This window comes from Pigmentiphaga sp. NML030171 (genome assembly GCF_002188635.1).
Classification (GTDB): Bacteria; Pseudomonadota; Gammaproteobacteria; order Burkholderiales; family Burkholderiaceae_B; genus Pigmentiphaga; species Pigmentiphaga daeguensis.
This window is the reverse complement of the sequence record NZ_NINX01000039.1, coordinates 96087-111245: the sequence shown is the minus strand read 5'-3', so window position 1 is coordinate 111245 and position 15159 is coordinate 96087. Positions and strand designations below refer to the sequence as shown.

At 67.2% G+C, this 15159-nt stretch carries 12 protein-coding genes; 4 read left to right on the top strand and 8 right to left on the bottom strand.

Annotation, left to right across the window (positions count from 1 at the left end):
* Positions 1-4: 4 nt before the first annotated feature.
* From cyoB to cyoD, 3 genes are all read left to right on the top strand, one after another.
* A complete protein-coding gene (gene cyoB, locus CDO46_RS19205; RefSeq protein ID WP_087840084.1) occupies positions 5-1981 on the top strand; it encodes a cytochrome o ubiquinol oxidase subunit I in 1977 nt (658 codons plus the stop codon).
* Positions 1982-2110: 129 nt separating this feature from the next.
* Complete coding sequence (cyoC, locus tag CDO46_RS19200) at positions 2111-2746, top strand: cytochrome o ubiquinol oxidase subunit III (protein WP_087840083.1); 636 nt, start codon at positions 2111-2113, stop codon at positions 2744-2746.
* Positions 2746-3090 (top strand): cytochrome o ubiquinol oxidase subunit IV, encoded by a 345-nt coding sequence (gene cyoD, locus CDO46_RS19195; protein ID WP_087840082.1) that lies wholly within the window; start codon positions 2746-2748, stop codon positions 3088-3090. Before cyoC ends, cyoD begins: the two co-directional genes overlap by 1 nt.
* An 84-nt stretch (positions 3091-3174) precedes the next feature.
* Here cyoD and mgtA read toward each other — a convergent pair whose 3' ends face one another.
* The 4 genes from mgtA to CDO46_RS19175 all read right to left on the bottom strand — a co-directional run bounded on the left by mgtA (position 3175) and on the right by CDO46_RS19175 (position 9469).
* Positions 3175-5940 (bottom strand): magnesium-translocating P-type ATPase, encoded by a 2766-nt coding sequence (mgtA, locus tag CDO46_RS19190; protein WP_087840081.1) that lies wholly within the window; start codon positions 5938-5940, stop codon positions 3175-3177.
* 106 nt (positions 5941-6046) lie between these two features.
* Entirely contained in the window at positions 6047-6787 is a 741-nt protein-coding gene (locus CDO46_RS19185) for a hypothetical protein (protein ID WP_243724340.1), read from the bottom strand.
* 392 nt (positions 6788-7179) lie between these two features.
* Entirely contained in the window at positions 7180-8481 is a 1302-nt protein-coding gene (locus CDO46_RS19180; RefSeq protein WP_087840080.1) for a sulfatase, read from the bottom strand.
* A 22-nt stretch (positions 8482-8503) separates the two neighbouring features.
* Complete coding sequence (locus CDO46_RS19175) at positions 8504-9469, bottom strand: tripartite tricarboxylate transporter substrate binding protein (RefSeq protein WP_087840079.1); 966 nt, start codon at positions 9467-9469, stop codon at positions 8504-8506.
* Between the two features lie 122 nt (positions 9470-9591).
* Between CDO46_RS19175 and CDO46_RS19170 the strand changes: the two genes are divergently transcribed.
* On the top strand, positions 9592-10548 hold the full coding sequence (locus CDO46_RS19170) for a LysR substrate-binding domain-containing protein (protein WP_087840078.1): 957 nt from the start codon (positions 9592-9594) through the stop codon (positions 10546-10548).
* 11 nt (positions 10549-10559) lie between these two features.
* On the opposite strand, the gene CDO46_RS19165 is transcribed toward CDO46_RS19170, so the two are convergent.
* From CDO46_RS19165 to CDO46_RS19150, 4 genes are read right to left on the bottom strand one after another with little or no spacing between them, the layout of a single operon-like run.
* Positions 10560-11543: a tripartite tricarboxylate transporter substrate binding protein gene (locus tag CDO46_RS19165; protein WP_087840077.1), complete on the bottom strand. Its 984-nt coding sequence runs from the start codon at positions 11541-11543 to the stop codon at positions 10560-10562.
* A gap of 37 nt (positions 11544-11580) precedes the next feature.
* Positions 11581-12495, bottom strand: coding sequence for an SDR family NAD(P)-dependent oxidoreductase (locus tag CDO46_RS19160; RefSeq protein ID WP_087840076.1), 915 nt, complete (start codon positions 12493-12495; stop codon positions 11581-11583).
* 1 nt (position 12496) lies between these two features.
* A complete protein-coding gene (locus CDO46_RS19155) occupies positions 12497-13306 on the bottom strand; it encodes an enoyl-CoA hydratase-related protein (RefSeq protein WP_087840075.1) in 810 nt (269 codons plus the stop codon).
* Positions 13303-15135: an AMP-binding protein gene (locus tag CDO46_RS19150; RefSeq protein ID WP_087840074.1), complete on the bottom strand. Its 1833-nt coding sequence runs from the start codon at positions 15133-15135 to the stop codon at positions 13303-13305. The genes CDO46_RS19155 and CDO46_RS19150 overlap by 4 nt, the downstream gene beginning before the upstream one ends.
* Positions 15136-15159 lie beyond the last annotated feature (24 nt).

The following is a 15159-nucleotide window of genomic DNA, read 5'->3' as shown; positions in this document are numbered from 1 at the left end:
ATCGATGTTCGGGAAACTGACCCTGGATGCCATTCCGTACCATGAACCCATCGTCATGGTCACGCTGGCCGCGGTCGTCATTCTGGGCGCCGCCATGCTTGGCGCCGTCACCTATTACGGCAAGTGGACCTACCTGTGGAAGGAATGGCTGACCACGGTGGACCACAAGCGCATCGGCATCATGTACATCATCGTGGCGCTGATCATGCTGCTGCGCGGATTCGCCGATGCCATCATGATGCGCACGCAGCTGGCCATCGCCTCGAGCGACGCGGCCGGCTACCTGCCTCCCCACCACTACGACCAGATCTTCACCGCCCACGGCGTGATCATGATCTTCTTCATGGCCATGCCGTTCATCACGGGCCTGATGAACATCGTCGTGCCGCTGCAGATCGGCGCCCGCGACGTGGCCTACCCGTTCCTGAACTCGCTCAGCTTCTGGCTGTTCGGCGGCGGTGTCGTGCTGATCATGATGTCGCTGTTCGTGGGCGAGTTCGCCGCCACCGGCTGGCTGGCCTATCCGCCGCTGTCCGGCCTGGACTACAGCCCGGGCGTGGGGGTCGACTACTACATCTGGGCCTTGCAGCTGTCAGGGCTGGGGACCACGCTCAGCGGCATCAACTTCATCGTCACCATCCTGCGCATGCGCGCACCCGGCATGACGATGATGAAGATGCCGGTGTTCACCTGGACCGCGCTGGTCACCAACATCCTGATCGTCGCCGCCTTCCCGGTGCTGACGGCCACGCTGGCGTTGCTGACCGTCGACCGCTACCTGGGCATGCACTTCTTCACGAATGACCTGGGCGGCAACGTGATGATGTACGTGAACCTGATCTGGATCTGGGGCCACCCCGAGGTCTACATCCTGATCCTGCCCTGCTTCGGCGCGTTCTCGGAAATCATCGCCACCTTCTCGCGCAAGTCGCTGTTCGGCTACAAGTCCATGGTCTACGCCACGGCCGCGATCGGCGTGCTGTCGTTCCTGGTCTGGCTGCACCATTTCTTCACCATGGGCTCGGGGGCCAACGTCAATGCCTTCTTCGGCATCGCGACGATGATCATCTCGGTGCCCACGGGCGTGAAGATCTTCAACTGGCTGTTTACGATGTATCGCGGCCGGGTCGAGATCACCACGCCCGTGCTGTGGACGCTGGGCTTCATGATCACCTTCGTGATCGGCGGCATGACCGGCGTGCTGATGGCGATCCCCGCGGTGTCGTTCGTGCTGCACAACAGCCTGTTCCTGATCGCCCACTTCCACAACACCATCATCGGCGGTGTCGTGTTCGGGTGTATCGCCGCCATGGTGTACTGGTTCCCCAAGGCCTTCGGCTTCAAGCTGAACGAACGCCTGGGCAAGTACTCGTTTTGGTGCTGGTTCATCGGCTTCTTCATGGCCTTCATGCCGCTGTACATCCTCGGCTTCATGGGCATGACGCGCCGCCTGAACCACTACGACAATCCGGCCTGGCAGCCGTACCTGATCGTCGCCTGGGTGGGCGCGGTCATCATCGCGCTGGGCATCTTCTTCCTGCTGCTGCAGATCTTCGTCAGCATCCGCGACCGCAAGAAGAACGTCGACTTCGACGGCGACCCGTGGGGTGGCCGTACGTTGGAATGGTCCATTCCCTCTCCTCCGCCGTTCTACAACTTCGCAAAGGTGCCCCAAGTGTCCCACCTCGATCAGTTCTGGCATGACAAGGAAACCGGCGTCGCCTACCAGCGTCCCGCCCACTACGAAGACATCCACATGCCGCGCAACACCGGCGCCGGCGTCTACATCGGCGTGGCGGGCACCCTGCTCGGCTTCGCCCTGGTCTGGCACATCTGGTGGCTGGCGGGCCTGGGCCTGGCCGGCATGATCGGCGCCTTCATCGCCCGCGCCTACGACCGCGACGTGGACTACTACGTCAAGGCCGACGAAGTGGCGCGTATCGAGAACGCCCACTACGAGTCGCTGAAGCAGGCGGCGTAGAGCCCCCCCCTACGCGCTTACGCGCGCCCCCCAGGGGGCGATGCGGGTGGACCGGCAAAGCCGGATCCACCGCATCCTGGGTCGTGTAGCAGTGTGTCGGTGCGAAGCGCCGGTTTTATAAAGATCAATATGAGTAGCGCAGCAATTCTTCATACGCATCGCCAGGATGGTGGCGATCATCATGCCCATGGGGGGCATGAGCATCACGACGATGGGTCCAAGACCGTACTGGGGTTCTGGATCTATCTGATGAGCGACTTGCTCATCTTCTCGGTGCTGTTCGCGACGTTCGCCGTGCTGTCGGGCGCGACCGCGGGCGGGCCGCATGGCAGCGAGCTGTTCGACCTGTCGTTCGTGCTGACCGAAACCATGCTGCTGCTGGTCAGCAGCGTGACCTTCGGCATGGCGATGCTGGCCATGCATGCCGGGCAGCGCGGCAAGGTGCTGGCCTGGATGGCGGTGACCTTCCTGTTCGGCGCCGGCTTCATCGGCATGGAAATCTATGAGTTCCATCACCTGATCGCCGAGGGCGCGGGTCCGCAGCGCAGCGCCTACCTGTCGGCCTTCTTCACCCTGGTCGGCACCCACGGCCTGCACGTGACTTCGGGCCTGATCTGGATGGCCGTGATGATGCACATGATCAGCCGCCATGGCCTGGACGCCATCGTGCGCCGGCGCATGGCCTGCCTGAGCCTGTTCTGGCACTTCCTGGACCTGGTCTGGATCTGCGTGTTCACCTTCGTCTACCTGATGGGAGCCCTGTAATGGCGCAACACTCCTCCACCGCCGAAGGCCACGATTCCCACGCCAGCCACGGCTCGGTCAAGTCCTATCTGGTCGGCTTCGTCCTCTGCATCGTGCTGACCGCGCTGTCCTTCGGCGTGGTAATGACCGGCGCACTGACCGGCTTTGCCGCCGTCTCGGCCATCGTCGTGCTGTGCGTGCTGCAACTGCTGGTCCAGCTGGTGTTCTTCCTGCACATGGGCACCTCGCCCGAACAGCGCGAGAATCTGTCGTCCTTCGTCTTCACCGTGCTGATCATCGCGATCATCGTCGGCGGCTCCGCATGGGTGCTGCACAACATGAACGCGAACATGATGCCGATGTAGGTCCCCCCCTACGCGCTGACGCGCGCCCAGAATGGTGGGCCCCCAGCCGCTACGCGGCAGCCCCCCAAAACAGGCTGGCGGGGGTTACTGCCAGCCGTAGCGACGCACGTAGATGCCCTTCATGGCCTGGGTCAGTCCCATGTAGGCCAGCAAGATCGCCGGCAGGAAGGCGAAGTACAGCGGCGGCAGCGCCTGCAGCTTGAAGTAGTGCGCCAGCGGCCCCATGGGCAGGAAGATGCCGATCGCCATGATGGCGGCCGTCATCGCCATCAGCGGCACGGCGGCGCGGCTCTGGATGAAGGGGATTCTGGGCGTGCGGATCATGTGCACGATCAGGGTCTGGGTCAGCAGCCCCACCACGAACCAGCCCGACTGGAACAGCGTCTGGTGCGCGGGCGAGTTGGCGCCGAACACGAACCACATCATCGCGTAGGTCGTGATGTCGAACACCGAGCTGATCGGCCCGAAGAACACCATGAAACGACCGATATCCCCGGGCTGCCAGCGCTGCGGCTTCTGCAGCAGTTCGTCGTCCACGTTGTCGAACGGGATGGCGATCTGCGAGATGTCGTACAGCAGGTTCTGCACCAGCAGGTGCATGGGCAGCATGGGCAGGAACGGGATGAAGGCCGAGGCCACCAGCACCGAGAACACGTTGCCGAAATTCGAGCTGGCCGTCATCTTGATGTACTTCAGCATGTTGGCGAAGGTGCGGCGCCCTTCCTGCACGCCCTCCTCCAGCACCATCAGGCTCTTTTCGAGCAGAATGATGTCGGCGGCTTCCTTGGCGATGTCCACCGCCGTGTCCACCGAGATGCCAATGTCCGCGGCGCGCAGCGCCGGTGCGTCGTTGATGCCGTCGCCCAGGAATCCCACCACGTGGCCGTTGGCCTTGAGCAGACGCACGATGCGCTCCTTGTGCGCGGGGGTCAGGCGGGCGAAAACGTTGTAGCGCTCGACGGCCTGCGCCAGCTCGCGATCGCCCATGCCTTCGATGTCGCCGCCCAACAGCATGCCCTGCTGCGCCAGCCCCACCTCGCGGCAGATCTTGGCCGTGACCAGTTCGTTGTCGCCGGTCAGCACCTTGACCGCCACGCCGTGCCGCGCCAGCGCCTCCAACGCCGGCGCGGTGGACTCCTTGGGCGGATCCAGGAACGCCACGTAGCCGATCAGGGTCAGGTCCCGCTCGTCGGCTACGCCGAAGGTTTCCTGCGCCGGCGGCTGTTCCCGGGCCGCCACCGCGACCACCCGCAGCCCTTCCCCGTTGAACTCGGCCGTCACCCTGCGGATGTCCGCCAGCACGGCGGGCGTCAGAGCCTCGGTGTCCTCGCCGTGGCGCACCCGGGTGCAGACCGACAGGATTTCCTCGACCGCGCCCTTGGTGATGATCAGGTGATGGTCGTCATACTCGGCCACCACCACCGACATCCGGCGCCGCTCGAAGTCGAACGGAATCTCGTCCACCTTGCGGAAATTCGCGGCGGGTTCCAGTTCGCGCTGCATCTCGGCGTGTTCCAGCACGGCCACGTCCAGCAGGTTCTTCAGCCCCGTCTGGTAGTAGCTGTTCAAGTAGGCCAGCTCCAGTACGGCATCGGAATCCTCGCCCCAGGCATCGACGTGCCGGGCCAGGAAAATGCGGTCCTGCGTCAGCGTCCCGGTCTTGTCGGTGCACAGCACGTCCATCGCGCCGAAGTTCTGGATGGCATCGAGCCGCTTGACGATGACCTTCTTGCGCGACAGGAACACCGCGCCCTTGGCCAGCGTGGAAGTCACGATCATCGGCAGCATCTCGGGCGTCAGGCCGACCGCGATGGACAGCGCGAACAGCAGCGCCTCCATCCAGTCGCCCTTGGTGAAGCCGTTGATCAGCAGCACCAGCGGCGCCATCACGAACATGAAGCGGATCAGCAGCCAGCTCACCTTGTTGACGCCGGCCTGGAACGAAGTCTGGCCCCGGTCGACGGCGGTGACGCGGCCGGCCAGCATGCCGAAATAGGTCTGGTTGCCGGTGCCCACCACTACCGCCGTGGCCGCGCCCGAGACCACGTTGGTCCCCATGAACAGGATGTTCTCCAGCTCCAGCGGGTTCACCGTTCCGGCGTCGCGATGCAGCGCGAACTTCTCGACCGGCATGGCCTCGCCCGTCATCGCCGCCTGCGATACGAACAGGTCCTTGGCCGACAGGATGCGGCAATCGGCCGGAATCATGTCGCCCGCCGCCAACGCGATCACGTCGCCCGGCACCAGCAGCCGGATCGGCAGTTCCACCCGCCGGGCCGCGCGGGCACGCAGGTGGACGCCGTAGTACTGCTCGAAAAGCCGTGCGGCGTCCTCGGTAGCGTCGCGCCGCACCACCGTGGCGGTATTGCCGACCATGGCCTTGAGCGCATCGGCGGCGCGGTTGGACTTGCCTTCCTGCCAGAAGCGCAGCAGCGTCGACAGCACGATCATCGTGCCGATGACGAGCGCGGCCTTGGTGTCCTCGGTCAGATAGGAGATCGCCGCCAGCAGGGTCAACAGGAGGTTGAACGGATTTCTGTAGCAATGCCACAGATGCCTCCACCAGGGCAGCGGCTTCTCGTGTTCGACCTCGTTCGGGCCCACGCGCTCGCGTATGGCCGCGGCCTGGCTCTCCGACAAGCCGTCCTCGTGACTGTCCAGGTGCTTCAGCAGTTCGCCGGCGTCGGCCTTGGCCGCGGCAACCAGGATTTTCGTCAGGCCCGGCGGCAGCTCGCGGCTGACGCCGGTGCGGGCCAGCGTGTCCAGCAGCGCCAGCCGGCGGAAGTGGCGGGAAATGTGGCGGGTGCGAAGAAAACCCGCGAAAAAGGCCTTGAGCAGCATGAAGTTCATTTTTCTTCTCCGGTTCGGCCTGCCTGCTTCACGCTGCGTCGCGCGGTCAGGCAGGCGGTGGATGTTCTGGGTCGGGCATGGTTCTCGTGTGTCGATGAAAAGTCCGTCAGGGCAGGAAGGCCGGCGACAACAGGCGCAGGCCCAGGGAGATCCATCGTTCTTCCCTGCCCATGCCCATGCGGTTGCCGTATGTCACGTCGATCTGCACGCGGTCCGGCACCAGCCAGTGGCGCAGGCCGAACTGGTAGGACGGCCGGCGCCGGTCGTGCCCGAAGGTTTCGGCAATCAGCCAGGTACGTTGGGCCAGGCGGGCCTCGAACCCCAGGCCCCAGGTCGCGTGGCGGCTGCCCGTATCGGCGGCGTCCATCCATCCCAGGTTGCCGTGCACGACCAGCCGGTCGGCGGCAAAGGAAACGCTGGCCGGCACGTAGGCATACCAATCGCGCGACGTCCCCGCCGCATGGGGATGGCGGACCGTCCCGGCCGCCACGCCCAGGCCCCAGCTGTCCGTCTCCAGGGGCTTGAGCAGCGTCTTGACCTGGAACTGCACGTCCGTCGTGCGCACGTGCCCGTCCACCGGTCCGCGGGCGCCGCCCAGCGTCAGTTCCAGGTTGCCGGTAGGATTGCAGGCGGGCATCGCCCAGTATTCGTTGCCGTCGCCACCGCGACGGATCCAGCTTTCCACCTGGCACGCCTTGGCGTCGACGATGCGGGCGTCGTCGGTGATCATGGGGCGCGCCGCCTGGGCGGGGCCGCTCGCGCAGCAGGCGGCAAGAGCCAACGCCAGCCTCCAGGGGGGCGGGCCGGCGGCGCGGTGGCCATGGAATGGAAAATGGTCGATGCGCACGGTTCCTCCTCGGGAATCGAGGTGGAGACACGACACGGGCGTGACGGAGCCGCCGCGCCTGGCGGCAGACAGTATCAGGAAGGGGATGGCCGCGCGCGAACGCCGCGGCCGGAGCCGCCTCCCGCCTTGCGGCGAGACGGCGGCGAAGGAAACCCGCGCGCTATCTCGCCGAGAGTTCGCCGATCACCAGGACCGGCCGACTACTGCCACTCGAACAAGTACCCACGTCAGGGTCTCCACAGTTGATGAACGGCGCGATTCTATCCGCGGGACGGTGACACGTCCATGACCATTTGGCCATGTACGCCTGCCTGCATGCGGGCGCCGCTCCCGGGCCGCATGCTGCTTCGACCGGGAGCCGCCGTCTCCGGTTCCCGGCCGGCGTGCCGGCGTCACCGGCTGGGCATGTCCTTGTCCGTATAGACCAGCTCGCTGCGGGCATCGGCGGGAATCGCGCCGAACACGGCATCCCACTCATCGCAGCGGCCACGCATCCGCGCCAGGCGCTCGGGCTGGCGGCGCGCCAGGTTGGCCCGCTCGCGCTCGTCCACCGACAGGTCGAACAGATACTCGTTGCCCTCGATGGCCAGGTACTTCCACGGCCCATCGCGCAAGGCGCGCTGGCTGCGATAATTCATGCGCCAGAACAGCTCGCGCGGAAACTCGTGCGTCGGGTCCCGCAGCACCGGCAACATGGACACGCCGTCGAACGGATAATCGGGATGGGCGGGCACGCCGGCGATGTCCAGCATGGTCGCGGTCCAGTCCATCGTCATGCAGTGCTGCGCCGATACCGAGCCGGACGCGATCCGGTCGCCCCACTGCACGATGTAGGGAACGCGGATGCCCCCTTCGGTCAGGTCCATCTTGCCTCCCACCAGCGGCCAGGTGTCCGAGAAACGCTCGCCGCCGTTGTCGCTGGTGAAGATGACCACCGTGTCGTCGGCCAGGCCCAGGTCGTCCAGCGCCTTCAGCACGCGTCCGCAGCCCTCGTCCAGCGCCTTGATCATCTCGCCGTAGACGTGGATGGAACCGCCGTCCAGGTGGCGGATGTCCTGATCGGTCTCCGGATTGGAACGCCCCTGCTCGCGCGCCTCCCACGGCCAGTGCGGCGCGGTGTAGTGCAGGCTCAGCAGGAACGGCTGGCGATCGCCCGCGCGCGCGCGCAGATAGCTCTCGGCTTCGTCGGTCAAGAGATCCGTCAGGTAGTGGCCGTCGTAGTTGACGGGTTCGCCGTCGCGCACGAGGTCGTGCTTGCCCATGCGATCCACGTGGCTGAAATAGCTCACGCCGCCCGACAGGGGGCCGATGTGGTATTCGTATCCGCTCTTCTGCGGACCGAAATGCGGCGGATAGCCCAGGTGCCACTTGCCGATCAGGGCGGTGCGGTATCCCCGCTCGCGCAGCAGCGACGGCAGGGTGGGATGCGCCGGCGGCAGGCCGATCTCCGTGCTGCCCCGGAACCTGCCGGTCATGGGCTCCTCGGCCGCGCCGCGCAGGCGGTACTGGTAGCGGCCGGTGATCAGGCCGAAACGCGTGGGCGAGCACACGGGCGAATTGGAATAGCCCTGCGTGAAGCGGATCCCGCGCGCGGCCATGCGGTCCAGGTTGGGCGACACGGGCTTGCGTCCGCCATAGCAGCCCAGGTCGGCGTAGCCGAGATCGTCGGCCAGGATGAAGATGAAATTGGTCATGCGAACTGTACCGGTTCCGTTGTCAATCGACCTTCATACCGGCCGACTTGATGATCTTCGCATAGCGTTCCCGCACGCCCTCCAGTTCCTTGGCGGCGGCCTCGCCGTCCAGGGTCCCCAGCGTGAAGTCCATCGCGCGCAGGCGCTGCTGCACGTCGGGTTGCGCCAACACCTGCTCCATCGCCTTGCGCAGGGTCTGGACGACGGCGTCCGGCGTCTGCGCCGGCACCATCGCAAGATACAACACATCCTGGCGAACCTCGGGGTAGCCCAGATCGGCCGTGGTCGGCACCGACGGCAGGAGCGGCGAACGCTGGCTGCCGGTCACGGCCAATGCCTTCAGGGTACCGGCGTTGACGTGCTGCAAGAGGCCAGGCGTGGCCAGCGCGGCGGCCTGAACCTCGCCCGACACCAGCGCCAGCACGGCCGGCGCGTTGCCGCGATACGGGATATGGTTGATCTTCATGCCGGTGGCCTGCTGCAGCATGCTCAGGCTCAGGTGGCCGGGCGAACCGTTGCCCGCCGAGCTGAACGTGACCGGATCCTTGTGGCCGCGCTCGACCAGGCCCTTCAGCGTGTCGGCCTTGGCGGACGGGTGGGCGGCGATCAGCATCCCCGAGGATGCCAGGCGCATCACCGGCTTGAGCTGATCCAGCCTGAAGCCCAGCGAGGAATACAGGCTGGGATTGACGGTGAAGGTCGAATCCAGGCCGATCAGCACCGTGTAGCCGTCGGGCGCGGCATTGGCCACCGCGGCGGCGCCTATGTTGCCGCCGCTGCCGGTCTTGTTCTCGACCACGAAGGGCTGCTTGAAGATCGCGTTGAGCCGCTCGCCCATCATGCGCGCCATGATGTCCAGGGGCCCTCCGGCGGTGAAGTTCACGACGAACCGGACGGGCTTGTCCGGATAGCTGCCCTGCGCCGCCGCGCCCGCCGAGGCCGACAATGCAAGCGCCAGTCCCAGCGCGCGAACCATGGATTTCGACATTTCCCACTCCTCCTGATTATGCGGATGCCCCCTCCGGGGCACCGGCCTGTCGGCGCCATCATAGAAGCGCAGGAGCTAATATTGGTTGATCTTTTTGGAAATTGATTGAGCAAAAGGAAATCATGCTGCGCACCCTCGACCCACGCCTGCGCCTGCGCCACTTGCAATGCCTGGTCGCCCTGGCCAGCCACCGCAGTGTCCTGAAGGCCGCCGACGCCCTGGCCCAGACGCCCTCGGCGGTCTCCAAGAGCCTGGCCGAGCTGGAGGCGATCACCGGCGAGACGCTGGCGCTACGACATCGCAAAGGGCTGGAGCTGACGCCGGCCGGCCACATCCTGCTGCGCCATGCCGCGCAGGCCATCGGCGCGCTGCGCGATGGCTTCGAGTTGCTAGGGACGGGCGAAAAGGCGCCCGAGCACGTGCGCATAGGCATCCTGCCCACCGCCGCCGCCACCCTGGTGCCGAACGCGATCCGCCAGATGCAGGCGCGCTATTCCCATCTCGTGGTCACCGCGCACGGCGGTACCAACGCGGACCTCCTGGTGCGCCTGAAGCTGCGGGAGCTGGACCTGGTGATCGGCCGCATCAGCCATCCATCGGAGATGGTGGGCATTTCCTTCGAGCATCTGTACATGGAGCCGCTGGTCATGGCGGTGCGTCCCGGCCACCCGCTGCTGGACGCCCCCGCGCTGCAGCCGGCCGACGTCCGGGCCTATCCCATGGTGCTGCCCATGAAGGGGACCTACATCCGGCCCGCGGCCGAGACCTTCCTCCAATCGAGCGGCATAGGCATGCCTCAGCAACTGGTGGAGACATTGTCCTCGACCATGGCGCGCAGCCTGATGCGGACCGGCGATGCGATCTGGTTCGTACCCTACGGCGTGATCGAACTCGACCTGGACGACGGCCTGGCCCGCACCCTGCCCGTGGACACCAGCCCCACGTCGGCGGCGGTTGGCCTGACCACTCTCGGCACGGGCGAACTGCCCGAGGGGGCGCGGCTCTTCATCGACGTCATGCGAGAGGTGGCCAGCGAGATGCGCAATCGCAACCGGCGCTCGCTGATGCAGGAAGGGTGAAGTTCGCCGTCTCAGTCGCCCTTGAACCCCGTGGCCGCGACGATCTTCTTCCATCGTTCGGTTTCGGCCTCGATCATCCGGCGCGTCTCCTGCGCGCTCGTGCCGGAAATGCTGAAGCCGGCCTCTTCCAGCCGCTGGCGCGCCTCGGGCGATTGCACCGCGGCCACTGCCTTGGCATTGAGCGTGGCGATGACCGGCTCGGGCGTGCCCGCCGGCACGAACAGGGCGAACCAGGCCGAGAAATCGGCCTTGGGATATCCGGCCTCGATGAATGTCGGCACTTCCGGCAGCAAGGGCGAACGCCGGGGCGCGGTGGTCGCCAGGGCCCGCATCTTGCCTCCCTTGACCTGGGCCGTGGCCAGCGCCGTGGACATGAACACGCCGTTGACGTCGCCGCTCACGACCGCCGATACGGCGTCGCCCGTGGCGCGGTAGTGGATGGGTTCGATGCGGAACCGGCCCAGCTCCGCGAACATCTCGGCGCCGAAATGGCCGGGGGTTCCGGCGCCGAAAGTACCGAAGTTGACCTTGTCACGGCTCTGGCCGAGCTTGACGAAGTCTTCCACCGAACGCGCGGCGGACGTGTTGGGCACGACCAGGATGAAATCGGTCTTGACCACTTCCGACACCGGAGCCAGTTCGCGGACGGGATCGTAGCCGAGCTTGGAGAACGCCGCCGGCGCGATACTGATGGCGCTGACGTCGGCGATCAGCACGGTATAGCCGTCCGGCGGAGCCTTGGCGACGAACTGGGCCGCGATCTGCCCGCCCGCGCCGGCGCGGTTCTCGACCACCACCGGTTGCCCCATCAACTCGCCCAGCTTCTGGCCCAGCGTGCGCGCCAGGATATCGGGCCCGGTGCCCGGCGCGAATCCCACGGCCAGCCGTATCGGACGCGAAGGATAGGCATCGGTGGCGGTGGCCGGCGCGGCGGCCGCGACGCAGGCCGCCGCCCAGGCGATCGGCAACAGACGGAATGGCTTGACGGTTTTCATGATGTCTCCATGGTTGTCGTTCCTGGTCCGGCCGCCCTCAAGGAAAGGGGGGCAGCCCCACGCTTTCCAGCCGGTTTCCCAGCGTGGCCGGCCACGCCCGCGCGATCGCCTCGGCACTCCAGCCGCCGCTGCGGAAGGCGCTGTGTATTTCCTGCGGGTGGGACCACAGGCTGAGCTTGTCTCCCCCCAATCCTATGCACTGGCCGCTGATTCCAGCGGCCTGGTCCGAGGCGAGGAACACCACCAGCGGTGCCACGTCCTCGGGCATCCCCAGCCCGGCGCCCTGGCGCAGCGTGTCGGGCAACGGCTCGCCGCGCGAGATCGATTCGGCAATCGGTGCGAACGCGGGCATCGTGGCGACCATGCGGGTCAGCGCGACCGGCACGATGGCGTTGACCGTGATGTCCGACTTCGCGCACTCCATCGACCACGTCCGTGCGAACGACGCGATGCCGGCCTTGGCCGCGGCGTATGCGGTCTGGCCAGGATTGCCGCGCTGCCCCGCCGGCGAAGCCACCAGGATGAGCCGCCCCGGGCTTTCCTGCGCGCGCATGCGTCTCACGGCCGCGCGGGCACAGGTGAAGGTGCCCCGCAGATGGGTCGCGATGACGGAATCGAAATCCTCGTCGCTCAGATTCCACATCATGCGATCGCGCAGGTTGCCGGCGTTGGCGCACATCACGTCCAGGCGGCCGAAGCTTTCCACCGCCCGGGCCACGAGCCGCTCGGCCGCCTCGGCCTGGCCCACGGGCACCACCTCGGCCACGGCCTGGCCCCCCTGGCCGCGGATAGACGCGACGGCCTCGGCCGCCGCGTCGGCATCCACATCGTTGACCACGACCGCCGCGCCCGCATCCGCGAGCGCCCGCGCGAACGCCAGGCCCAGTCCGCGGCCGCTGCCGGTCACGATGGCGACCTTGCCGTCCAGCCTGATGGCTGCATCCTGATTCATTTCATCTTCCCGTATAGACCGGACTGCGTTTCTCCATGAACGCCCGCGGGCCTTCGCGCGCGTCCTCGCTGGCCAGGACCCGCTCGCGCGCGTGATCCTCCAGGCGATAGGCCAGCTCCAGCGGCACGCCGCTGGCCTCGATCACCGTCCGCTTGACGGCCTGGACCGCCAGCGGCCCGTTGCGGGCGACTCCTTCGGCCACCTCCATCGCGGCATCCGGCAAGTCGGCCAGCGGCACGATCCGGTTGATCAAACCCCATTGCAGTGCCTGCGTCGCCGTCAGCGGTTCGCCTGTCAGCAGCATATGCATCGCGACCGCCTGCGGGATCTGCCTGGGCAGTCGGGCCATGGACCCGGCAAAGGGGATGAGGCCGCGCCGCACCTCCGGCAAGCCGAAGGTCGCATGTTCGGCGGCCAGGCGTATGTCGGTCCCCAGCATCAACTCCATGCCCGCTGCCAGGCATGCGCCGTTGATGGCGGCCACCACCGGTTTGTGCAACGGAAATCCGCGCAGCGACGAGGCCGCCATCACTGTCGGATCTTCCAGCAGGCGGCGGTCGTAGGGATTCTCCGGCTGCCGCGCGCCGGTCAGCAACGGCAGGGTCGTACCCAGGTCTCCCCCCGCGCAGAACGCCGCGTCGCCGGTTGCAGCCAGTACCGCCACCCGTATCGCGTCGTCCCGCGCCACGTCGACGAACGCATCGGCCAGCTCGCACAGCATCCGTGGCGTCAACGCGTTGCGGGCGGCCGGCCGGTCCAGGCGGACCAGAGCAACGGGCCCCCGCTTCTCGTATTCGACATGCACGCTCATGCGCCCTCTTCCCCGGCCCCGGGGCCGTCGATCCGATAGGCCAGGGCGAACGGCGCCATCAGCGCACGCACGCGCGCCGCATCGTCGCCGTCCGCGCGGAAATGCGCCACGCATCCCTTGGCCTGGGCGCTGACGTCCACCGTCACGCGCGCCGCCAATCCGCCGCGCGCCAGGCGCTCCTGCAACGTCCAGCGCACGGCCCGCGCCCGCAACTCGGGCTTGTAGAGCTTGCCGATCGCGGTCATCGGCAGCGCATCCACGACGAAGATGGCCTTGGGCACCGCGGGCCGCTCGGGAATGCGGTCGCGCACGAAATCAGCGAGATCGGCGGCGGTCAGCCGGGAGCCCTGGCGCAGCGCCACGTAGGCCACGGGTATCTCTCCCGCATATTCGTCGGGCGCGCCCACGGCGGCGGCCATCTGCACCTCGGGATGCCCGAGCAGCGCATCCTCGATCACCACCGGATCGATATTGTGGCTGCTGCGGATGATCAGGTCCTTGGCCCGGCCGGTCACGAAGACCCTGCCCGCCTCGTCGATGTGTCCCACGTCGCCGGTCACCAGCCAGCCGTCCTCGCCGAAGACTCCGGCGTCGTTGCGGGCGTCGGTGTAGCCCGGCCCGACGTTGGGCCCCCTGACCCGCAGGATGCCTTCGCGTCCGTCCGGCGACGCGCCGTCGGGATCGATGCCGACCTCCGTGAAGGGCAGCGGCAGCCCCACGGCTCCGGCGGTGCGCGGCATGCCGACCGGCTCGATGGCGATGACGCCCGCGCACTCGGTCATGCCCAGGATGTTGCGGACGCCCACCCCCGTGCGCTGCTCGAAGGCATCGGCCAGCTCGGTGGGCAGCGGCGAGCCGCCCGTCAACAGGCAGCGCACGCGCGACAGGTCCGCCTCGCCAATGGGTACGTCCAGCAGGCTGGCCATGACCGTGGGCACGGCGGCCAGCAGCGTCGCCCGCTCGCGCTGGACGAACTGCCAATAGCGCCGCACGAAGGCCGTGTTGCGCATGCCCAGCAGCGTGGGCAAGACCACCTCGCCGCCCGCCAGCAAGCTCGAGAGCCCGTAGACCAGGGAACCGGCCACATGGAACAGAGGGAAACCGTTCAGCGTCACGTCGGCTTCGCTGGCGCCATACATGCAGGCCGCCCCCCACGCCGCATGAAGCTGGTTGCGGTGAGTGTGGCGCGCGAGCTTGGGCCGCCCGGTGGTCCCGCCGGTATGAAACAGCGCGGCGATGTCGTCGGGCCCGCGCCGATAGCTCTCGTCCAGCGGGCCTCCCTCTTCGCCGGCCAGCAGTTCGTCGAGGTCGGGCGCGCCTTGCGCCCTGCCCGCGGACACGACGTGCGCAAGGCCGGGACAGCGGCGCCTGACGCCCGCCACCTTGGACCAAATGTCCAGTTCAGGGTGCGGCCCGAGCGCGACCAGCACGTTCACCCGGGCATGCTGCAGCAGATCGGCGATGTGCTCTTCGCCGAGCAGGTAGTTGACCGGACAGGCAATGCCCGCGGCTTCGGCGCCCCAGAGCGTCACGTATGCGGCGGGGATGGCCGGCAGCAGGAACGCCACGCGCGGCTGGGTGTCGCCCGCCAGCCGCCGGAAGGCCCGGGCCGCCCGCCTTACCCTCGCCAGCAGCTCGGCATAGGTCCAGCTGCCGGCGGGCACCGCGGGATCGGCCGACTCGATGAAGGTCAGCGCCCGCCGTTGCGCATGCGTCGCGGCGGCGTGTTCCAGCGCCTCGTGGACGCTGTGGTGCGGCATGAATGCAGCATAGGGCTGCGACTCGATCGCCCGGATGTCCTCCAGGCACCTGATGGCAGGCGTCTTCAAGCGGTCTCCTTCCTGTCATGGGCC